Annotated in this window: 20 protein-coding genes; 13 read left to right on the top strand and 7 right to left on the bottom strand. The window is 41.4% G+C overall.

What is annotated here, in order from left to right; all coding sequences use genetic code 11:
* Positions 1-230: 230 nt before the first annotated feature.
* From MMU07_RS08660 to MMU07_RS08650, 3 genes are read left to right on the top strand one after another with little or no spacing between them, the layout of a single operon-like run.
* A complete protein-coding gene (locus MMU07_RS08660) occupies positions 231-530 on the top strand; it encodes a hypothetical protein (RefSeq protein WP_241125468.1) in 300 nt (99 codons plus the stop codon).
* A 56-nt stretch (positions 531-586) separates the two neighbouring features.
* Positions 587-1,654 carry a sensor histidine kinase gene (locus MMU07_RS08655; protein ID WP_241125467.1) on the top strand — a complete coding sequence of 356 codons (1,068 nt, stop codon included), beginning with the start codon at positions 587-589 and terminating at the stop codon, positions 1,652-1,654.
* On the top strand, positions 1,651-2,403 hold the full coding sequence (locus MMU07_RS08650; RefSeq protein ID WP_241125466.1) for a LytR/AlgR family response regulator transcription factor: 753 nt from the start codon (positions 1,651-1,653) through the stop codon (positions 2,401-2,403). The genes MMU07_RS08655 and MMU07_RS08650 overlap by 4 nt, the downstream gene beginning before the upstream one ends.
* A gap of 727 nt (positions 2,404-3,130) precedes the next feature.
* Here the strand turns inward: MMU07_RS08650 and MMU07_RS08645 are convergent.
* Positions 3,131-4,339, bottom strand: coding sequence for an ATP-binding protein (locus tag MMU07_RS08645; RefSeq protein WP_241125465.1), 1,209 nt, complete (start codon positions 4,337-4,339; stop codon positions 3,131-3,133).
* 286 nt (positions 4,340-4,625) lie between these two features.
* Between MMU07_RS08645 and MMU07_RS08640 the strand changes: the two genes are divergently transcribed.
* The 4 genes from MMU07_RS08640 to MMU07_RS08625 all read left to right on the top strand — a co-directional run bounded on the left by MMU07_RS08640 (position 4,626) and on the right by MMU07_RS08625 (position 9,130).
* Positions 4,626-5,777, top strand: a complete 1,152-nt coding sequence (locus MMU07_RS08640) for a DUF4221 family protein (RefSeq protein WP_241125464.1) — start codon at positions 4,626-4,628, stop codon at positions 5,775-5,777.
* Between the two features lie 75 nt (positions 5,778-5,852).
* Positions 5,853-7,013 carry a DUF4221 family protein gene (locus tag MMU07_RS08635; RefSeq protein WP_241125463.1) on the top strand — a complete coding sequence of 387 codons (1,161 nt, stop codon included), beginning with the start codon at positions 5,853-5,855 and terminating at the stop codon, positions 7,011-7,013.
* Between the two features lie 75 nt (positions 7,014-7,088).
* Positions 7,089-8,228 (top strand): DUF4221 family protein, encoded by a 1,140-nt coding sequence (locus tag MMU07_RS08630; RefSeq protein WP_241125462.1) that lies wholly within the window; start codon positions 7,089-7,091, stop codon positions 8,226-8,228.
* 92 nt (positions 8,229-8,320) lie between these two features.
* Positions 8,321-9,130 (top strand): ion transporter, encoded by an 810-nt coding sequence (locus MMU07_RS08625; protein ID WP_241125461.1) that lies wholly within the window; start codon positions 8,321-8,323, stop codon positions 9,128-9,130.
* Positions 9,131-9,136: 6 nt separating this feature from the next.
* Here MMU07_RS08625 and MMU07_RS08620 read toward each other — a convergent pair whose 3' ends face one another.
* From MMU07_RS08620 to ileS, 4 genes are all read right to left on the bottom strand, one after another.
* Entirely contained in the window at positions 9,137-9,823 is a 687-nt protein-coding gene (locus MMU07_RS08620) for a potassium channel family protein (RefSeq protein WP_241125460.1), read from the bottom strand.
* 16 nt (positions 9,824-9,839) lie between these two features.
* On the bottom strand, positions 9,840-11,648 hold the full coding sequence (locus MMU07_RS08615; protein ID WP_241125459.1) for a TrkH family potassium uptake protein: 1,809 nt from the start codon (positions 11,646-11,648) through the stop codon (positions 9,840-9,842).
* A 97-nt stretch (positions 11,649-11,745) separates the two neighbouring features.
* Positions 11,746-12,390, bottom strand: coding sequence for a lipoprotein signal peptidase (locus MMU07_RS08610; protein ID WP_241125458.1), 645 nt, complete (start codon positions 12,388-12,390; stop codon positions 11,746-11,748).
* 74 nt (positions 12,391-12,464) lie between these two features.
* A complete protein-coding gene (gene ileS, locus MMU07_RS08605) occupies positions 12,465-15,851 on the bottom strand; it encodes an isoleucine--tRNA ligase (protein ID WP_241125457.1) in 3,387 nt (1,128 codons plus the stop codon).
* A 247-nt stretch (positions 15,852-16,098) separates the two neighbouring features.
* Between ileS and MMU07_RS08600 the strand changes: the two genes are divergently transcribed.
* The 3 genes from MMU07_RS08600 to MMU07_RS08590 are packed head-to-tail and all read left to right on the top strand — an operon-like array spanning position 16,099 to position 17,133.
* Complete coding sequence (locus MMU07_RS08600; protein WP_241125456.1) at positions 16,099-16,380, top strand: type II toxin-antitoxin system RelE/ParE family toxin; 282 nt, start codon at positions 16,099-16,101, stop codon at positions 16,378-16,380.
* A 13-nt stretch (positions 16,381-16,393) separates the two neighbouring features.
* Positions 16,394-16,684 (top strand): HigA family addiction module antitoxin, encoded by a 291-nt coding sequence (locus MMU07_RS08595; RefSeq protein ID WP_241125455.1) that lies wholly within the window; start codon positions 16,394-16,396, stop codon positions 16,682-16,684.
* Entirely contained in the window at positions 16,681-17,133 is a 453-nt protein-coding gene (locus tag MMU07_RS08590; protein ID WP_241125454.1) for a DUF1569 domain-containing protein, read from the top strand. The genes MMU07_RS08595 and MMU07_RS08590 overlap by 4 nt, the downstream gene beginning before the upstream one ends.
* Positions 17,134-17,157: 24 nt before the next feature.
* On the opposite strand, the gene MMU07_RS08585 is transcribed toward MMU07_RS08590, so the two are convergent.
* Entirely contained in the window at positions 17,158-18,510 is a 1,353-nt protein-coding gene (locus MMU07_RS08585; protein WP_418884511.1) for a deoxyguanosinetriphosphate triphosphohydrolase, read from the bottom strand.
* 24 nt (positions 18,511-18,534) lie between these two features.
* Between MMU07_RS08585 and MMU07_RS08580 the strand changes: the two genes are divergently transcribed.
* The 3 genes from MMU07_RS08580 (at position 18,535) to MMU07_RS08570 (ending at position 21,045) form a co-directional block, all read left to right on the top strand.
* Positions 18,535-19,335 carry a DUF4382 domain-containing protein gene (locus tag MMU07_RS08580; protein ID WP_241125453.1) on the top strand — a complete coding sequence of 267 codons (801 nt, stop codon included), beginning with the start codon at positions 18,535-18,537 and terminating at the stop codon, positions 19,333-19,335.
* 5 nt (positions 19,336-19,340) lie between these two features.
* The gene (ribD, locus tag MMU07_RS08575) at positions 19,341-20,405 is read left to right on the top strand and encodes a bifunctional diaminohydroxyphosphoribosylaminopyrimidine deaminase/5-amino-6-(5-phosphoribosylamino)uracil reductase RibD (protein WP_241125452.1); all 1,065 of its coding nucleotides are present in this window, start codon (positions 19,341-19,343) and stop codon (positions 20,403-20,405) included.
* A 157-nt stretch (positions 20,406-20,562) separates the two neighbouring features.
* The gene (locus MMU07_RS08570; RefSeq protein ID WP_241125451.1) at positions 20,563-21,045 is read left to right on the top strand and encodes a GAF domain-containing protein; all 483 of its coding nucleotides are present in this window, start codon (positions 20,563-20,565) and stop codon (positions 21,043-21,045) included.
* Positions 21,046-21,184: 139 nt separating this feature from the next.
* Here MMU07_RS08570 and MMU07_RS08565 read toward each other — a convergent pair whose 3' ends face one another.
* Positions 21,185-21,757, bottom strand: coding sequence for an LOG family protein (locus tag MMU07_RS08565; RefSeq protein ID WP_241125450.1), 573 nt, complete (start codon positions 21,755-21,757; stop codon positions 21,185-21,187).
* Positions 21,758-21,968: the final 211 nt, after the last annotated feature.

Below are 21,968 nucleotides of genomic sequence, written 5' to 3'. Positions count from 1 at the left end.
TGGCCACGCTAAATTGATCGCAAATCATTATTGGTTTGGCTTCGTGCAACGAAGGGCTATACATAATTCAAGGTTGTTTAGTTAGGGGTTCGATAAACTTTTCCAAAGTTTGGAATGGCTGTTTTAAGATTTTCATGAACTGGTCCCAACTTTGGAAAAGGTTTGTATAATGCAAAAGCTTATCTAAACGACATTGATACATAATTGATAATTTTCAAAACCTAATGACAATGAAGAAGAGACTTGAAATTTTGAATACTACCAAAATCCTTTCAGGAGTATTGCTTCTGATTTTGATGTCTTCTTGCGCCGAGAATGTGCCTTTAGACCAATGCCTGACAGGAAAGACCTATGGGTTTTTTTGGGGAATATGGCATGGAATAATAGCTCCCATCAGTTTGGTGATCAGTCTATTTGACAAGGATGTCGCCATGTTTGCGATGAACAATACCGGGTTTTTATATGGATTGGGCTTCCTGATCGGCTCGGGCGGTTGGGGGATATTGGCTTCCAATGCCAAAAAGGATTAATAAATTTAGAATCAAATAGGTATTTCTCAAATTAAACCTCCTTCAAGGAAAAATCCATGAGCAAAAGTTTCTATAGTTCAGCCACGATCTTCAATTCTGCCAAGCGGTTTATCCTATTGAATTTTGGGATATCCACTATTTTGATGTTGATTTTCTGTCCCACCTGTTTTTTGTCTTTGGAAGGGATTTCATCCATTATCCCTGACTGGGTTTTTTCATTTTTGATGTCGGCTTCTCTGAGTATGGGGGGATTCAAGGTGGAGGAGTATTTTGACTCTCGGATATCCTGGATCGAAAAGCCTGTGAAAAGACTTGTCCTGACTGCTTTGGCTTACATGGTTTACTCTTTTATCGTCAGCTTTATTTTGGTGTTGGGGTATGTCTTGGTGACTGTGGAGGAGGTCACGCTCTCAAATATCAGTTGGGTCCGGATGTTGAATAATACCCTGATGCCGATATCAGTTGCCTTGATAATCATCACCATTTTTATTTCCAGGTCTTGGCTGTACGAATGGAGGTCTGCGGCGATCGAAGCCGAACAGCTCAAATCCGAAAAGTTTGCCAGCCAATACCAATCCCTCAAAGACCAACTCAATCCTCATTTTCTTTTCAATTCCTTGAACGTGCTTTCCAACCTCGTCTATGAAAGTGCTGACAAGTCTGCGGAATTTATCCAGCAACTCTCCAAGATTTACCGGTATGTGCTCGATGTCCAAAACAGGGAATTGGTAGGCTTGGAAAAGGAAGTGGTTTTTGCGGAAAACTACCTGAGTTTACAGAAAATCCGCTTTGAGCAAAGCTTGGAATATTACATCGATGTCAACCAAATGAAAGGTTGGAACATTCCGCCGCTTTCTCTGCAGCTGCTTTTGGAGAATGCTATCAAGCACAACATCGCGAGTATGGAGAAGCCTTTGAAAATCTTTATCCAACAAACTCCGGATTCTTTGATCGTCAGGAATAACCTCCAACCCAAACTCACCAAAGAAGTCGCCGATAGTGGAATAGGTCTGGAAAATATAGAAAAGCGCTATGCACTGCTTAGTGATAAAAGCCCCAAAATCACAAAGACCGGAACAGAATTTATCGTCGAGCTGCCACTTCTCAAACTGGAAAAATCATGAAAATCCTGATCATAGAAGATGAGCGGCCTGCCGCCAACAGGTTGAGGCAATTGGTGTTGGATTTGCTGCCGACTTCGGAGATTTTTGGACACCTGGACAGCATTACTTCAGCGGTGAAATGGCTGGAAACAAATGTGTTACCGGACCTCATTTTCTGTGATATCCAATTGGCCGACGGGCAGAGTTTTGAGATTTTTGAAAGGGTAAAAGTCAGTTCACCGATTATTTTTACCACGGCGTTTGACCAGTTTGCCATCAAGGCCTTCAAGTTGAACTCGGTCGATTACCTCCTCAAACCCATTGACCCAAAGGAATTGGCCCAGGCCATCCAAAAATTCCAATCCCAACAAGTCAGACCTGGCATTGAACTCCAGCAGATAAGGGAATTGCTTTCCCCACATTCCAGCCAGTATAAAAGCAGGTTTTTGGTGAAGTTTGGTGAAAAGATCCAAAGCGTGCTGACCGAGGATATTTCCATTTTTTACAGTGAAGAAAAAGTCACCTTCCTGCAGACTGTGGAGGGGAGAAAATATGTTTTGGACTATACGCTTGACCAATTAGAAGCCATGTTGGACCCAAGGAAGTTTTTCAGACTTAACAGAAAATATATCGCTTCCTTTTCGGCCATCGCCGAAATCCACACCTACTCCAACAGCCGCCTAAAAATCAAATTGGCCAACTGTGCAGACAACGACATCCTGGTCAGCAGAGAAAAAGTAGGGGATTTTAAGGATTGGTTGGATGGATGAAAGGGAGGTACGAAGGAAGGTTTTAAGGTTAGAAAGTTTGAAGGTTGGGTAAAAAGTAAAAGGTGGGAGGTGAGAAAGTACGAAGTACGATGGGGTGTTTTAAGGTTAGGAAGTTCGAAGGTTACAAGGTTAGGGAATGTGGAAAATATTGGTTTTGATTTTTATAAAAGGTAAGAGGTGAGAGGTGAGAAAGTACGAAGTACGATGGGGTGTTTTAAGGTTAGGAAGTTCGAAGGTTACAAGGTTAGGGAATGTGGAAAATATTGGTTTTGATTTTTATAAAAGGTAAGAGGTGAGAGGTGAGAAAGTACGAAGTACGATGGGGTGTTTTAAGGTTAGGAAGTTCGAAGGTTACAAGGTTAGGGAATGTGGAAAATATTGGTTTTGATTTTTATAAAAGGTAAGAGGTGGGAGGTGAGAAAGTACGAAGTACCATGTGCCAAGTATCAGAACCGTAAGTGGTTAGATGTGAAATTACCTTCTCCTTTTCATATCGACCAGAGGGAGATATCTTTTGGAAGGGTTAAGTTGGAAGTCGGAAGTACGAAAAAGATGAGGTGAGAGGTGGTGGCTACGAAGTGTCAAGTATCAATAGGAATGTGGCTTTAGCCCATTCACAAATAAGTGCCGCGCAAAAAATCGGCTTTAGCCAAAACAATGAGACAGAATTATGATGCCCGCAGCTCCGGTGACATCATTGGTACCAGAGGGAGAGTGTCCTTTATTCTCAGATAAACCTCCTGAAAAAATCCTCAGTCCATGGTTGTATGGTAGCAAACTGAAATTTAAAATTAGGATAGGTATCCAAAAACAATTGGTATTTTTTGATTTTGGCCATTCTTTCATCAAATTTTACTTCTATGGCCAAAGGTGGATTTTCATCCGGCAGCACAAAGTCTATCTCTTTGCCGTCTGCTGTCCTCCAAAATCGGATTGCATCGGTTCCAAATCTGTCGGCCAACACCCTAAATACTGTCTGTTCCCATAATTCGCCTTTGTCAGGCCGCTGATTGACAGGGGTAAAATTGTTGAGCAGGGAATTTCTCAGACCCGTATCCATCAGGTACCCTTTGGGCATCTTTACCAATTCCTTTCTAATATTGGCAAAAAAAGGCTTTGCTAATGACAGGTGAAAACACTTCCCCATTACTTCAAGGTAGCTAAGAATTGTCTCGTTTCTGACTTTCAAGGTATTGCTCAATTCATTGACATTGACCAATTGGCCAGTTTGTGAAGCCAGGATTTGAAACAATTGATAGAATACAAGTTCATTTTGAACGCCTGCTTCTATGATGTCTCTTTTGATAAATGAATCCCTGATTTCTTTGAGGATTTCTATTTTTTCACTGACCAAAGGTTCGGTGATGACAGCGGGATAACCGCCATAAAGCATATATCCTTCCCATTCCAAGCGGAGCAAATCTATTTTCAAGCTTTTTGCTTCAGGTTGCTCTCTTATTCTGACTACTTCCTGCCAAAGATTTTCTTTGCCCTGAAGCATCAAAAAATCCTCAAAATCACAGGTCATGAGGTGAAAAATCCTTTTCCTTCCCGCCAATGAATCCCTGAATTTTTTGTCAATATAAAAAGCGCTGCTACCGCTTGCGACGATTTTGATCAGGTGACTGTACTCATCATAGATCAATTTAAGGAAGTTGGAAGGGTCGGATAAGTATTGGATTTCATCCATAAAGACCACGGTTTTTTGATCTTGCGCCGGGAGGTATGCCAATAAGTTCAGCGGATTGGCATCGAGCTCCGCCAATAAGGATTTGTTTTCGAGGTTGATAAAAATCTGGGGAATTTGCTGTGCCTGACAATATGTCTTCAGGTCTAGCAACAAGGAGGTTTTTCCCGTTTGCCTTGCACCTGTCAGGATCGTAAATTCCTTTTTGGGGAGATGTTGGAGTAGCTTTTCGTAGAGTTTCCTTTTCATTTTCGCAGGATTTCCTAGTCAAATGTACGAATTCATAAATGGAAATTTTATAAGAGTAGTAAAATTATTCGATAATTTACCTAGTCGACTAGTAAAAATATCCGATAATTTATCTAGTAGACTAGTAAAAATATCGAATTTGGCTTTTAATGGAAGTTTGATTTTTTGCTTCTCTCTCAATTTTCAATCGAAAGAATTGAAGTATTTTGAGCACCCAACAACTTTTAACGGTTTGATTTTTGGATTTCATTACGAATCCACTATTTTTAGTTTTATCCCAAATTTTATGAAAAACTACCTTATACTAATTTCAATACTTTTTCTCTTTTCCTGCGGAAGCAGTACCGAAAAGAAAGCTGATTTCTCCCAAATGACTTTTTCTTTGGATACAGTTATGGTGGATTCGAAGGATGAGATATTATACCTGAATGGCAACCTGATGCAATCAAGCCTCAGTCAGGATTTGAAATATTTATACAACTTCAATCAACAGGAATTCAGTCTGGAAAAAATCAGCCTTGACGCGCTAGAACTCCAGGGCAAAATCAAACTTGAGAAAGAAGGACCAAACGGAATAGGAGATTTTGTTTCCAATTTTAACCTGCTCGGAGAGGACAGGTTTCTGGTTCAGGGTTTTTCAGGACTTTTTATACTGGATTCTTTAGGAAAAATTTTGAAAAAATTGGAATATGGGGGTTTTGAGAAAGGGAGCCTCTCATCAGAAGAATTTATGATGAGATTGTTTTCTTTACCAAGTGATCCTAATACGCATTATGGATTTTCCGTCGCTTGGGAAAGCAACAACTATGTTTTCAATAAGGTCGAAATTGAAAACAATAAAAACACAAGATTTGAGATGCCGGAATTCGATAAACTGAAAGAATACAGAATTGAACTGATTATGAATGGAGCACCGGCAGGCGGAATGGGGCCGTCTTTATTTATTTCAACTTCTATGGACAAAGTTATTTTGAGTAATGAAATCGCAAATGAATTTTATGTTTTGGCGAATGATGAAACAACATTGGAATATATTTCTCTTCAAAGTTCTTTGACTCCTAACAGAAAAAAGGAGAATACAGTAAATCAAGTGGAGTCTATTGAAGCCTTGTCAGAACTCTATAAAAAGTCACAAGAAGATATTAATTTCAGTAAACCTGTTTGGGATAATGAGAATCGAATTTTCTATCGGTTTTCTTATTTTAAAAGATTTTTGGAAAAAGAAAATGAAGGGGCCCAACCACTGGACCTACCTGAAAGTAACGATGAAGTTTATTTGACGATTTTAGACGAAAATCTACAAATCATAGGCGAATCTAAAGTTCCCGAGCTAAAAAGAGCTCCCAGCACCCACTTCGTCAAAGACGGCAAAATCTGGATTTTTGAGAATATCGACGATGAATTGGCTTTTGTCCGCTTAAGCATCGATTCCAAATAACCCTCCAAGGGTTCGAAACCCTCGGAGGGTTTTTTAAAACCAATTATCAAATCTAACCAATCAAAATCCTATCCCATGAAAACACTACTCTACGCAATCTCTATTCTTTTTCTCTTTTCCTGTGAGAACACAGTCAAAGAAGAGGTCAAAGATTATTCCAAAATCACCCTGACCATGGATACGGTGATGGTGGATTCAGGAGATGAAATCATCAACCTGAGAGGCGGCTTGTGGTCTAGTACAATCAATTCTGATCAATCCAAGCTTTATTTGTGGGACTTTCAGGCTTTTACTTTAGACATTATCAGTCTTGATGAATTAGTATTGGAGAGAAAAGTACCATTCGAAAAAGAAGGGCCAAATGGAGTCGGATCCAATGTCAATTGGATGAGTTTGCCGGATGATAATCAAATTCTACTAGCTAACTTTGAGGGAATGGGTCTATTTGACCTGAATGGCAATAAATTATCGGACCTGAAGCTAGAGAAGGATAAGTTTGAAGGGGACAGTCTATTAGAAGGAGAAATTTTTCAAAGCAAATCTTTTGCTTTGGCAGGTAGAAATGTTGTTTACGGATTGCTGGTAAACCCTTGGAAGAGCGCAAAATCATCCATGTCCAAAGTGGATTTTGAAGCCAAAACCATCAAAAAAATAAAATTGCCTGGTGAAGCTGAATTGCCTGATTATATCGTGGAGTTAAATTCGGACCAAATGATGACGTCTATTACCTCTGAAAAAACCGTCAAAAAATTTGGCAACAAGCTGGTTTTATCCAGCACAGGATATACAGATTTATATATTTTGGATCTGGAAAATGACAGTGTTTTCCATGTTGATTATTCTCCTCAACTATCGGTAAAAGCTAAGAAAGGTGGCTATCCATCAGAAGTCAAATCAGTAGAGCATCTGAGGGAAGTCATTCAGGGCATACATGCAGAAATCAACTTTCAGCCACTGATTTGGGATCAAATAAACAAAAGATTTTACAGGTTTTCCTTCGAAACATCCCCTATGGAAAACAATGATTGGCCATTATTTCTATCGGCCCATGAAAAACCTTTATCCAAATTGTATCTAAGCATTTTGGATGAAGATTTCAATCTTCTCGGTGAATCCGATCTAAGCCATTTAGGAAGTGTGCCTACTTATGCTTTCGTCAAAGACGGTAAAATCTGGTCTTTTGTCAATGTGGATGATGAATTGGGTTTTGTGAGGATGACCATCAATTATGAATAACTATAACCCTCCAAGGGTTCTAAACCCTTGGAGGGTTATCTAAAACCAATAAATTTGAATCAAAATCCCAAACATATGAAACATATACTCTTTGTCCTTTCAGTTCTTTTTCTTTTTTCCTGCGGTGGAGAAAGTGAAGAAAAATCAGCAGAAGACTTCAGCAACATCACCTTTTCTATGGACACTGTCATGGTGGATTCAGGAGAGGACTTTATCAATCTCGGTGGAGGTCTTTGGGTTTCGGCCATCAGCAAGGACCACAAATACTTATACAATTGGAATCAGGAAGCTTCCGAACTCGATAAAGTCAATCTTGATCAGTTGGTACTTGAGGAAAAAATCAAATTCGAAAAAGAGGGTCCAAATGGCGTTGGAAATTACATTTCCTGGATTTCCCTTATGGGAAATAATGAGATCGTCTTTGCTAACTTTCAGGATATGGCCTTGCTCAATTTTCAGGGAGAAAAGTTGAGAACTTACAAACTCAACGGAGAGAAGTTTGAGGGAGATTCACTTGAGGCATACGAGAGCTTCACCAGAAGAGCCATTATTTCGGATGATGGAAATATTATGTATGGCATTTTGGGCAATTGGACAGGCAAAAACTTCTACCTAGCCAAAGTCGATTACCAAAACAAAGTCTTGAAGAAACATGAACTTCCAGGATTTGAAAAATTGGAGGACTATTCCGTCAAGTTCAATTCTAACGGTATGATCATGATTTCTCCTCCTGACCAATCCATCACAGAAGTGGACGGCAAGCTTATCATTTCCAATTCAGTATTCAATACTTTAATTGTCTATGACATGGCGAAGGATTCCCTCTATCAGGTGAATTATGAAAACAAGCTTACCAAAAGCGGCAAAACAGGCACATATGTGACTGAAGTGGAATCAGAGGAGGATTTTTACAGAGCGACGAGCGAAATCGGTCAGGAGATCAATTTCAGGAATCCTATTTGGGACAATAAAAACCAGAGATTTTATCGGTTTTCCTACGAAAGCATTCCAAAGGAAAACTTCAAAGACGAAGAAGAAAAAGAAAAGAGTAAAGTGTACCTCACTATTCTGGACAAGGACTTCAAAGTCTTGGGTGAAACCTTTGTCAAGGAGCTACAAAGCAGTCCCTCAATGCATTTCGTCAAAGACGGTAAAATATGGATTTATGAAAATGTCGATGATGAACTTGGATTTGTAAGAATGGGAATCAATTGATATCCAAACCTCCAAGGGTTTTGAAACCTTGGAGGGTAATTATTCTTTGGATTTCTTCCTCTATCAAGCTAAATTAGGATAAACCTTTTTCTATGGCAATTTTTCCCTCTAAAGCCCGCTTAGCACATATTGTATTCGAACACAACGACAGGGCTTCCCGCAATTTTGACGTATTTATTTTGGTCTTGATTTTGTCAAGTGTGACGGTGGTCATTTTGGATTCGGAGCCATCGATCAATAGAAAATACCATGATGTCCTTTACGTTCTGGAATGGATTTTTACGGCCTTATTCACTGTAGAATATATTCTGAGGTTTTGGCTGAGCAATAGAAAATGGGGATACATCACCAGTTTTTATGGTATTGTTGACCTACTGGCGATTATTCCGAGTTACCTCAGTTTGTTTTTGTTGAATACCCAATTTTTGGTCGTGATACGCGGGTTGAGGTTGTTGCGGGTTGTCAGGATCCTCAAACTTGGCCGCTATGTCAAGGAGGCAGAAACTTTGAAAAGTGCCCTGAGAAGCAGCCGGGCCAAAATCCAGCTCTTTGTTGGATCTGTCTTGACCATTGTTTTGATAGCGGGAACAATTATGTTTATCGTGGAAGGACCGACAAGTGGATTTACCAGCATTCCCATGGCGATGTATTGGGCCATCGTGACATTGACTACGGTTGGCTATGGAGATATCACGCCGGTGACAGCTTTGGGTAAATTCATCTCCGCCGTCATCATGCTGTTGGGTTATGCGATTATTGCAGTCCCAACCGGAATCGTGACCTCCGAACTTACCCAAGCCAAACGAGATCAAGCAGATGGTAAAAAGAAAAAATGCATCACTTGCGGAAATTTCAATGAAGCAGATGCAAATTATTGCAAGGTCTGTGGAGAGGGATTTTAGGCCGGTTTAATCCATACTCAGGACGGTTCTCAGGTCTTTGATATGGCCAAAGAGCAAAAGAATATCACCTTCTTCGATTTTGGTATTTGCGGTAAGTACCCCCTGTACTTTTTTTACCAAGGTTTTGTTTCCAAAAATATTAGCCTTTTCCTCCATTTTGATGATGGTGAGGATATTGATATTGTAGTTTTGCCTGATCTCGGTTTCGGCGATAGTCAGACCCACGTACCTGGCTGGAGTTTTCACTTCGATGATATTATAATCCTCAGAGACATCCAAAGAGTCCAACACATCCTTCATCTGCAGTTTTTTTGCCATTCTTTCTGCAGAATCTTCTTCAGGGTGGATTATTTCGTCCACACCGATAGCATTGATGACAGTTTCGTGGACTTTGTTGATAGACCTGCTGATCAGCCTTTTGACTTTCAGTTGTTTGAACAAAGCCGTCACCATAATGGAAGCACCAAAATCCTCTCCAATGGCAACAATGACTACATCCACATCCTTGTAGGGCAGGGTTTTGAGGGCTTGCGCATCGGAGGCATCCATCATGATGACGTGTGTGATGCTGTCTTTTAGCAATTCAATTTTTGATTCCCGGGTATCAATCCCAATCACCTCATGACCCAAATTGGTCAGACGGGTAGCGAGATACGCCCCAAAATTCCCTAAACTAACGATGATATATTTCATAACTAAAGGATTTAAATCAGCTTATATAGACACTTTCATCAGGATATTTATAATTTTGGCTCCTCGCTTTTTTGACTATAGCCACCAAAACTGTCAAAGTACCAACTCTCCCCAAAAACATAATCAAAGTTACCACGATCTTGCTTCCTGTAGATAGGCTAGAGGTGATTCCCAAGCTTAATCCAACTGTAGAGAAAGCGGAAAATATCTCAAACGCTACATCAAGAATATTCATTTCAGGATTGAAAAGCATTACCATAAATACCCCCAAGCCAATGACAAAGAAGGAAAGCTGTATTACTGCGAAGGCCTTTTTGATGGTGTCGCTGCTGATTTCCCTGCTGAAAACTTCTACCCTTTCTTTTCCTTTGGCTACACTCAGGGTGTTGAGAACTGCTACGGCAAAGGTACTTGTTTTGAGCCCGCCCCCGGTTGACCCCGGAGATGCTCCGATCCACATCAATATCAGGTAAATCAAAACCGTAGGAACTGCCATGGCTGTCATGTCCACAGTATTGAATCCTGCGGTTCGCGGCGTAACAGATCCAAAAAATGCGGTGACAAATTTTCCATATCCTGACAAGCCTTTGAGTGTATATTCAGATTCAAAATGATAGTAGGAAATAAAGCCTATTACCAAAAGGATAAATGTCGTATAGACAATCAACCTGATATTGATATTGACCACCCGTGGAATATGTTGGTATTCCGCGCCTTTGAAAATCATTCTTTTTGTACCTATAAATACGTGCCTGAGGTAATTAAAATAGCCTACTACTACAGGAAAGCCTATCCCTCCGATGATGATCGTCATCGCGATGACAAGGTGCACATTGTATTCGAGCCGGAAACCTGATTCATACAGTCCATTTTGGAGCGTAGAAAACCCTGCATTACAAAATCCCGATATGGCGTGGAAAACAGAAAAGAACAACCTATCTCCAAATCCTTGAAACAAGCCCTTGTCAATCAAGGAATATACCAGCATGGCTGCTATGCCTTCTACCACTAGGGTAAAAACAATGATTTTGACGAGGGTGGAATTGATCCTTCCAATGTTATCTTCATTGATGTAGTCTTTGAGAAAAAGCTGATTTTGGAGTGAATAGCCTCCCTTGAAGAAAAACCCAAAAAAGCTGGTAAACGTCATCATTCCCAATCCGCCTACTTGGAAGAGGATCATGATGATAAACTGCCCCATAAAGGTAAAATCCTTGGAAGTATCCAACACAATCAGGCCGGTCACACATACCGCAGAAGTGGAGGTGAAAAGTGCATCAACAAGTGAAATCCCATTTGTGGTTGCATTTGGAAGCATCAACATCCCGGTGCCAATTACAATAACCAATAAAAAGCTCAGGATAAAAACCACTGCCGGATGTACTTTCAGCTTATTTATCGCCAAACTCAACCTGCTCAATTCGATCAGAAAGAGGATGAATATCAGCAAATTGACCAAAAATGACTTAATCTGTAAGTTGGCGATCCTAAAGTTTTGGTCTATCTGAAAACCCATCAGGTTGAAAACAGCCGCTGTGAGCAGAAAGAGAATAATCAAGATCTCAATGACCAACCTTGAAGTCCGGTATTTTTCAGATTTTGAAAACAGCCTTATGGTATAGCCTACAGAAAGTACAATCAACAAGAAATTATAAAAAACCGCCAGTTTCCCGCTTTGGACGACTTTGCTAAAACCGATATCGTAGACCAAAATCCCAAAAGCCAAGAAACTCAAAACCTGTAATATCCGGTCGTTCCAATAAAATCCCTTTTTGGTAAGGTTGATTTTTTGGTCAGGACTTTGAAAAAAAGGCAACTCAGACATAGGTTTTACAAGTCACGAAATGTAGAAAAAAATTGGACAATACTTGAAATAATAGGTCAAAAAAACCCTTCAGATCTTTATCTCAAGGGTTTTGGAGTCAGGCGTTTTCTTCGCCTTCTATAAACTGTTTCTGGATCTCATCTACTTCTTCTTTTTTGGGAGCCAGTTCTTCTTTGAAGAACCGCCCTTGGAATATCAATATGATAGTGACTCCCACAAATATCGAAGCATCTGCAATATTGAAAATCGGCCAAAGTGCAGTATAACTTCCCCCCCATAATGGCACCCAGTCAGGAATAAATCCTTCCCAGATATCAATGTAAAACATGTCAATCACCTGACCGTGAAGCCAAGGGGTAGGGGCATTGTAAGGTGCGTTGTTAAGCCAAACACCATAAAATACACTGTCCACGAGGTTTCCGATTGCGCCTCCCAAAATCATGGAAATACAGACGATATAGGCAGGATGTAGTTTTTTCTTGATGATGTAATAGAGGTAGTAACCGATACCAAACATGGCGATCAACCGAAAAGATGTCAACAGCAGTTTGCCGTATTCCGATCCTATCTGCATCCCAAAAGCCATCCCTGGGTTGGTGGTGTAATGTAGCTTAAACCAATCACCAAATACCTTAATCTGACCCGGTGTCCCAAAATCCATCTCGTAATGGACAATCATTTTGACAACTTGGTCAAGGATAATCACCAGCAGGGCGATTGCAAAATATTTTAAATACTTCATCGATAGCATTATAAAGCCACAGATTTAAGGATTTTTTGTAGAATCTCCCCTATCTGTGGCGTGTTAATTTGATTTTATACTTTCTCTACCTTGACTGTCAATTCAAAATCATCCATGTCAAGTTGGGTTCCCTCACTCACAGAACCGTTCACTTCCAACGAGAGCGCCTGTGTTTCGGTTTGGATGTAGGAGGCAAAATTTGCCAAAGCAGCATTTACCATGTCATCGTGCTTGGCCACTTTGATGGTGATTTTGTCCTGAACTTCCAGACCCATGTCCTTGCGGAGATTTTGGATTCTGTTGACCAAGTCACGTGCGATTCCTTCTTGCTTCAGTTCTTCCGTCAAAGTCACATCCAAGGCCACTGTTACCCCATTATCAGAAGCAACTGACCATCCCGGGATATCCTGAGAAGAGATCAACACATCTTCCAAAGTCAAGGTAACCGTTTCCCCATCCAGGGTCATATCAAATGAACCATTTTTTTCAATGGATGAAATTTCTTCTTTCCCCCATGCATTGATCGCAGCAGACACCTGCTTCAATTTCGGACCAAATCTTTTTCCTAAAAGAGCAAAATTTGGCTTAACGGATTTTACCAAAATACCGGATGTATCATCTATGTATTCGATATCCTTGATGTTTACCTCAGATTTGATCAGGTCATCCACATGTTGGATCTGTGCTTTGGTTTTCTCATTCAAAACAGGGATCAAGACTTTTTGCAAAGGCTGCCTTACTTTGATTTTTTCTTTTTTTCTCAGAGAGTGCACCAAAGATGAAATATCCTGCGCCAACTGCATGCTTGCTTCCAGGTCTTCGTTGATCAGTTTTGGATCAGCAGCATTCCAATCTCCCAAGTGGACGGATTCAGGCAAAACCTGTCCTGCTTCCCTGCTGCTTTCAGTCAGGTTTTTGTACAACCAATCTGCATAAAACGGCGCAAAGGAAGACATCAACTGAGTCAAAGTGGAAAGACATTCATACAAAGTCTCATAAGCTGCCTGTTTGTCTTTGTTGATTTCTCCTCTCCAGAATCTTTTTCTTGCCAATCTTACGTTCCAGTTGGAAAGTTGGTCGATGGTGAAGTTCATGATCGCACGGGTAGCCTTGGTCGCATCGTAATTGTCCATGGCGGCCTCCGTTTCGGAGATCAGTGACTGAAGCTTGGAGATGATCCATTGGTCCAGTTCTGCTCTTTCTGAAACAAGTACTTTTTTGGCAGGATCATAGACAAAATGATCCAGGTTAGCATAAAGCGCAAAGAAATTATAGGTGTTTTGGAGTGTACCAAAGAACCTTCTTTGTACTTCTGCTACGCCTTCAAGGTTGAATTTGAGGTTGTCCCAAGGATTGGCATTGCTCAGCATGTACCACCTGAGCGCATCAGGGCCATATTCATTCAGGGTTTTGAATGGATCTACGGCATTGCCCAATCGCTTGGACATTTTGTTGCCGTTTTTGTCCAAGACCAAACCGTTTGCAATCACATTTTTGAATGCTACAGAATCGAAAAGCATACCGGCAATGGCATGCAAAGTAAAGAACCAACCCCTTGTCTGATCCACGCCTTCGGCAATGTAATCTGCAGGATAATTGGCTTTGAAGATATCCTCATTTTCAAAAGGAAAATGCCACTGAGCATATGGCATTGCCCCGGAATCAAACCAAACATCGATCAAATCCGGTTCACGGAACATTTTTTCACCTTTCGCAGAAACCAACACTACATCATCCACATAAGGACGGTGGAGGTCAACTTCTTTTCCTTCAAAAGGAGAAGCTGCCATAAAGCCGACAGCGATGGATTTCGCCATTTCTTCATTCAGTTCGGTGATTGAGCCGATGCACTTCTCTTCCGTGCCGTCTGCTGTTCTCCAGATCGGAAGCGGCGTACCCCAAAATCTGGAGCGACTTAGGTTCCAATCTACCAGATTCTCGAGCCAGTTGCCAAATCGGCCTGTTCCCGTTGCTTCAGGTTTCCAGTTGATGGTTTTGTTCAGTTCTACCAATCTGTCCTTGTAAGCTGTGGTTTTGATAAACCAGCTTTCCAAAGGATAATAAAGGATCGGCTTGTCCGTCCTCCAGCAATGTGGATAGGTGTGTTCGTATTTTTCTACTTTGAAAGCCTTGTTTTCATTCTTCAGAATGATGGAGATGATCACATCGGTGTTTTTGTACTCCTTGTTGCTCTCATCATCCTCGAGGTAATTTTTGACATAGAAATCATTCGCTCCCAATTCCTTGTGGGCGCTGATGCCATGTTCTTTCATTTTGGCAGCCAGGTATTCACCTACCACAGGAAGGAATTTTCCTTGTCTGTCTACGACCGGAATGTCATTTCCCAAGTCGTCTTTGACAAAAACTCCAGGTATATTTTGTTGTACCAAAGTCCTGAAATCGTCCGCACCGAAGGCTTTTGCCAGGTGCACGATTCCTGTACCGTCTTCAGTGGTCACATAATCGCCAGCCACCACCGTAAATGCCGGATGCGCCAAAGCCAAACCTGCAATCGGGAAAAGCTGCTCATATTCCCAACCCAAAAGGTCTTTGCCTTTGTATTGCTCTATGATCTCATAAGGGATCAATTTGTCTCCGGCTTTGAAATCGGCCATGGCGATTTCCTGCGCCTTTGGATTGAGGTAAGCGCCCATTCTGGCTTTCGCCAATATGACATTTACCGGTTCGAAGGTGTAGGGATTGAAAGTCCTGACTTTGACATAGTCGAGTTTTTCGCCGATGGCCAAAGCCGAGTTGGAAGGCAAGGTCCACGGCGTGGTCGTCCAGGCAAGGATGTAGGTATTGTCCTGTCCTTTGACTTTGAACTGTGCCGTGATGGAAGTGTCTTTGACGTCCTTGTACGTACCGGGCTGATTGAGTTCGTGCGAACTCAGACCTGTACCCGCAGCAGGTGAAAAAGGCTGAATCGTATATCCTTTATAAAGCAAGCCTTTGTCATAAAGCTTCCTCAAAAGGCTCCACAGACTTTCAATATATTTTGGTTCGAAAGTGATATAAGGATCATCCAAATCTACCCAATAGCCTATTTTCTCGGTAAGGTCATCCCATTCATGTTTGAAACGCATGACCGTCTCGCGGCATTTTTGGTTGTATTCTTCGACGGAGATTTTCTTTCCGATATCCTCTTTGGTGATGCCGAGTTCTTTTTCAACCTGCAATTCCACAGGAAGTCCGTGAGTATCCCAACCCCCTTTCCTTTTTACCTGAAATCCTTTGAGCGTTTTGTAACGGCAGAAAATATCTTTCAATGTCCTTGCCATCACATGGTGGATACCCGGCGTACCGTTGGCGGACGGCGGTCCTTCAAAAAAAGTGAAGGTTTCGAAACCCTCTCTGTTGTCCACAGATTTTTTAAAAATGTCATTCTCTTTCCAGAATTGGAGGATATCTACTCCTATCTTGGGATAATCAACTTGTTTGAACTCCTGGTATTTTTTCACGGTATTCCTTGGGGTTTTATTTTTTCCCACCCAAAACTCCAGATTTCTGAATTGATCCTTGGGTGGATATGTCTATATGAAAAGGGTCAAATAACTAACCCTTTCAAAAGCAGGCACAAAGTTAAGAGATTTTGGGGTTAAGAAGGAATACTTTGAGAAAATGATCATCAAGACATATTTTATTAAATGAAGGTTTGTGAAAATTAAACCAATTACTTATGTTTGACGTAAGTAAACTTATTTTTGAATGATCAACTCATTTGGCAGCAGGGAAACAGAAATAATTTGGCAGGGAGAAGTTTCCAAAAAGCTTCCATTTGAAATCCAAAATACGGCAAGGCGAAAGTTGAGAATGATCAATAACGCAGCAAACATCAATGATTTGAGAATTCCGCCGGCAAATCATTTGGAAAAATTGAGCGGTAAACTTATTGGATTTTATAGCATCAGAATAAATGATCAATGGAGAATTATCTTTCAGTGGGATGGCAGCCACGCAAATGAGGTTGAAATTTTAGATTATCATTAAATTAAAAAAGAGTATGGAAAAATTGAATAATATACATCCGGGAGAAGTTTTGAAGGCCGAATTTCTGGATCCAATGGGACTGACCGCTTACAAGCTAGCCAAGGCGATATTTATCCCCCAAAACAGATTGAGCGAAATCATCCATGGAAAAAGAAGCATATCAGTAGATACAGCCCTTAGGTTTTCCAAATTTTTTGGGACAAGTCCTAAATTTTGGTTGGGCCTTCAGATGGATTATGACTTGGAGGAAAAAAAACCTGAAATTTCCGCAGAGATTCAGGAAATTAAAGCCTTTCAAGAATGAGCAAAACTATCCTTTCATCCCAGGCAGTCAATGAACTCCTTGCCCGAACAGAAAAATTGAATCCCGATACCAAAGCCAATTGGGGCCTGATGACCGCTACCGAGATGCTTGTTCACTGTAATCTTGCCCATCAGGGAATTCTCAAGGCTCCCAAATCTGACAAAAGCGCCACATTCAGACAGCTGATGTTCAAGTTTGTCTTCTTCAATATCAGAAGTGAATTCCCAAAGCTGGCCAAAGGTCCAAAGAGATTTCAAACTGCAGGAAATGCGCCGGACGCTTCCTTTGAAGAAGAAAAGTCAAAGTTTATTAACATCCTAAGCAAATACCCCCAAATAGATTACGCTTTGGAAGCGTCCCATCCTGTTTTTGGTCCGCTGACCCATCAGCAATGGGGGATATTTGTGTGGAGGCATGTAGACCACCACCTCAGGCAATTCGGAGTTTAAAGAGGTAATTTTTTTCTGTTTGAATCAGGTTCCCGGAAGGGAGATTCCTTTTACTCTCCGGTAAAGAGAAAGCGCGTACCTGTCCGTCATTCCTGAAATAAAATCCACTAAAGCCCGGAGCAATGGATAGGGATTTACTTTTATTTCCCATCCGTCTAAAGGAAAATCTTCTGGCAACAACCTCAGGATACTTTTGTCTTTGCCTGAATACAGTTCGGTCTGATAGAATTTGTGGTTTAAAGCTCTTGAAAAAACTTCGAGCAACCCTTCCAAAACCTGAAATCCTGCAGCTTCTTTTTCCAAAACGGGTTTGGACCTGTAAATTTTTTTCACAGATAGTTTAGATATTTTCGCAAGGGCACCAGCTGAAGAGATGATGTCGGTCAATGCTTTGTCAAAATCTCCTGCAAGAAGGGCCTCTTCATTGGTACAAAAAGCCTCAACCGCTTCGGAGATCAGACTTCCGATCGTCATGGCACGTAGAATAGCCAATTTTTGGGAGTCTGTTTTGTATTTCTCTAATTTTTCAGGTTTGAATTTGTCCCCCAATATCTCGGCAAGTAGCTCAATTGTCTGCTCAATACTCACCAAGCCCATGGTGCAGCCGTCTTCGAGGTCAATGATGCTGTAGCAGATATCATCGGCTGCTTCCACCAAAAAAGCAAGCGGATGCCTCAGCCAACATTCTGCATTTACTTTGGTCAGTCCCAATTCTGAGGCGAGTTGGGCGTAGTCTTTTTGCTGGTCGGTAAAGAACCCAAATTTCTTCTGACTTCTGCGGTTGTGGTCTCTTTTGAAAATGTGGGAAGGTCTTGGATATTTTGTGAATGCTGCCAAGGTTGCATACGAAAGTTTCAATCCGTTATCCTTGGAAACCAACATCCTGAAGCCTTGGGCATTTCCCTCAAAGTTGATCAAGTCAGCCCATTCATGAGGCTTGACATGTGATTGCCAGATGTATCCGTAAGGGTGGTGCTTGAAAAAATCAGAGATGGCTTCCTCGCCAGCATGTCCAAAGGGCGGATTTCCGATATCGTGTGCCAATGCCGCTGCTGCCACGATGGCACCAAAATCAGAGGAATGGATTCCTTTTTTGGCGAGATTGGGGTATTTATTGATGAGATATTCACCGGCGGACTTTCCCAAAGACCTGCCTACGCTGGATACTTCAAGGCTATGGGTAAGTCTGGTGTGGACAAAATCATTTTCAGGAAGTGGAAAAACCTGGGTTTTGTCCTGAAGATTTCTAAACGGAGCAGAAAAAATGATCCGGTCGTAATCTATTTCAAACTCACTTCTAAAAGATTCAGGGGAGGCATTTTCTTTTTTCGAAGAATCAAACCTGTCCGAACTTAATAATTTTTCCCATTGCATCATGTCCAAAAATACTAATTTTACCCTGTGATAAAATATATACAAAATCTAATTCTTTTTTCGGTATTCTTAACCTCCTGTATTTCAGATGGAGAGAGAAGCACTGCACTTGTCAATGTATTTGTAATAGACGCACCCGGAGATTTTGATGAGGTTTGGGTCGAGATTTTGGGTGTAGAGGTAACGACAATAGGGACAAGAGGTCAAGACAACGCCGATCCTGTCTTTTTTGAAAATCTGCAAAGCAATCAGCAGGTCAATCTTTCAAGCCTAATTTTGGACAGACAGTTTTTGGTCGGTAGGGGGGAACTATTGGTGGGGGCAATTACTGAATTGACTTTAAAATTGGGGACAGACCATTATGTCGTTATTGATGGAGCAAGGATACCTTTAGAAATTGAAAATATTGAGGATCAGAATCCTTCTTTGACAGTCAATTATCCTTTAGATGCCGGAATTTCCTATGATATCTTTATTGATTTTGAGGTTTTTAGGTCTATTTCATCCCAGCCTAATCCAGCCAATGGTTTTGTGTTGAAGCCCAAACTCCGTTCCTTCTCGAGAGCGGATACTGGCGAAATAGCAGGATCAATACTTCCCGTCATGGAAAATGCCATCATCTATGCAATACAGGGAAAAGATACTGTTTCCTCTACCGCAGTGGACGTTTCTACAGGTAGGTTCAAATTGAGAGGTATTTTAGGAAGCCATACTGTTGTGATTCTTCCATTCAATACAAAGTACCTACCTGAGACCATCCCTAATGTCAATGTCGAAAGCAGAAAAATCACCCAAATAAGCGCTGTTACGCTCCGTCCAAAACCTTAATTCTCATGACTCAGGATGAATTGTACATGCGGAGGGCCATCGAATTGGCAGAATGGGGAAGGGGCAATGTCAGCCCTAATCCCATGGTCGGCTGTGTCGTTGTGCATAATGGAACCATCATTGGGGAAGGATTCCATCAGGTATATGGAGGTCCCCATGCCGAACCCAATGCCATCAATTCAGTTGCAAATCAAGATTTGTTATCAGAATCGACGGTTTATGTATCCCTTGAGCCTTGTGCACATTGGGGCAAAACACCTCCTTGCGCAAATCTTTTGGTAGAAAAAAAAGTGAAGAAAGTTGTGATTGGGGCGATGGATTCTAATCCTTTGGTAGGAGGAAAAGGAATTCAGATTTTAAAGGAAGCAGGAATTGAAGTTGTCACGGGGATTTTAGAAAAAGAAGTAAGAGAGCAAAACAAACGCTTTTTTACTTTTATCGAAAAGAAAAGACCATTTGTCATCCTCAAATGGGCCCAAACCCGAGATGGATTTGTGGCGAGGGAGAATTTTGATTCCAAATGGATTTCCAATGCCTATTCGAGGCAGCTTGTCCATAAGTGGCGGTCTGAGGAAGATGCCATCTTGGTCGGAACTTCCACCGCCAAATACGACAATCCTCAGTTGAATGTCAGGGATTGGGAAGGAAGAAATCCTGTCCGGATCGTGTTGGACAGAACCTTGATTTTGGACAGTAACCTCCATTTGTTTGATGGCATGCAGAAGACGATCTGTTACAATGAAGCTAAATCCGAGAGTTCTGAGAACTTAGAATGGGTGAAGTTATCCTCGGGGTTTGGAATTGGGGAAGTATTGGAAGACCTGTATCAAAGGAAAATTCAGAGTCTGATCGTAGAAGGCGGAGCGCAGGTATTGAAAAGTTTTATACAAAATGAACTTTGGGATGAAGCTCGGGTTTTTACAGGTCAGGTCCAATTTGGAAAAGGCATTCCGGCACCCCTGATCAAAGGTAAATTGCTCTCCGAATCAGAAATCATGGGGGATAGATTGGCTGTGTGGCGTTATCTTGAATCCGAGGTACAGCCTGTCCCGTTTTTTCAGGAAGGTTGAAAGATCTCAAAATATAAGAGACTCTTCGTTTCACTCAGAGTGACGGCTCCTACAAATATGTTATTGGCAGTAAACAAGTCCAAATACCTGAAAGTTGGCTACATCGCTCATCCGTCATCGGTCAACATAAATACATAACCATAAATTATTTTAAACCATGTCCGAATCCCTCTACTTACCTGAAGCAGCCCCGAAGGCAGAAAAATACCAGGCCATTCTTCCGCAGATCGAGGCTTTGATTTCCTCAGAGTCAGATAGCTATGCGAATCTTGCCAATGTTGCAGCAGTGCTGAGAGAAGCTTTTGGTTTTTTTTGGGTCGGATTTTATATTGTTAAAGCAGAACAGTTGGTATTGGGACCATTTCAAGGGCCTTTGGCATGTACCCGTATTGCCTTTGGAAAGGGAGTTTGCGGGACTGCTTGGAAAGAAGCCAAAACACAACTCGTACCTGATGTGGATGCTTTTCCGGGACATATTGCCTGCAGTTCTGCTTCACGGTCTGAGATAGTGGTTCCGGGATTTAAGGAAGGCAAAGTTTGGATAGTCCTTGATGTCGACAGCGACCAATTGGACGACTTTGACCAAAGCGATGCTTTTTACCTCGAAAAATTGATGGCCTTGGTGGACAAATATTGTTGAGTAATTTTGTTTTTAGATGCAATAGCTCTCAGTCTATAGTCCACAGATACGTATCTTGAAATGCAAACCAAATTTTACATGGTTGCTTGGAGATAGTCTTTTAGCAGATTTTTTTGAATAAATGATCAGGAGTTAGCCCCTACTTCACCTCCCACTTTTCAATAAACTTGGGTTCGAATCCAGCCATCTTTTCCAATAAATCTGCAGGATCGCTGCTGACGATCAGCAAGTCCAACTGTGCTTGGTGCAAAAATCCTTCTTTTACAGCATGCTGTAGAAAAGCAATCAGCCCATTATAATAGCCATTGACATTGTACAATGCCAAAGGCTTGCTGATATAAGCCAATTGGTTTAAGGTCATGATTTCAAACAATTCCTCAAAAGTCCCGATTCCCCCAGGCATGGCGATAAATCCGTCACCTTTTTCTGCCATCAGCCACTTGCGGTCGCGCATGGTTTCTACTACTGTCAGTTCTGTCAATCCTCGGTGGGCTACTTCGATGTCCACTAGTTTTTGAGGAATGATTCCATACACATCCATCCCTGCCTCCAGCATGGCATCGGCAATGACACCCATCAACCCTACATTGCCGGCACCATAGACCAAAGCCAAGTTTCTTTTGACCATTTCATTTGCCAAAGCTTTTGCCCCTTCTTCGTAGATAGAATTTTTGCCTTTGTTGGAACCGCAGTAAATGGTGATTTTTTTCATGATGGTGATTTTTGAATAAAAGTAAGTGTATTTACCCTATTCTGCGAAGGTCAGCGTGATCTGCGGGAGTAATTTTTGATCCTGTTTATTTGAAGCTCCCGCAGACTTCGCAGAATTGCGCAGAAAAAAAGAGAAGGTGTCCCGCAAAGGCGCAAATATGCAAAGAAAAAATTTACCTCAGAGAACGCGATGGGCACGGAGAAAAAATCAC

Origin of the sequence: Cognataquiflexum nitidum (genome assembly GCF_022538055.1) — a bacterium.
Classification (GTDB): Bacteria; Bacteroidota; Bacteroidia; order Cytophagales; family Cyclobacteriaceae; genus Cognataquiflexum; species Cognataquiflexum nitidum.
The sequence above is the reverse complement of the archived record's forward strand: the minus strand, read 5'-3'. Positions and strand labels throughout refer to the sequence as shown.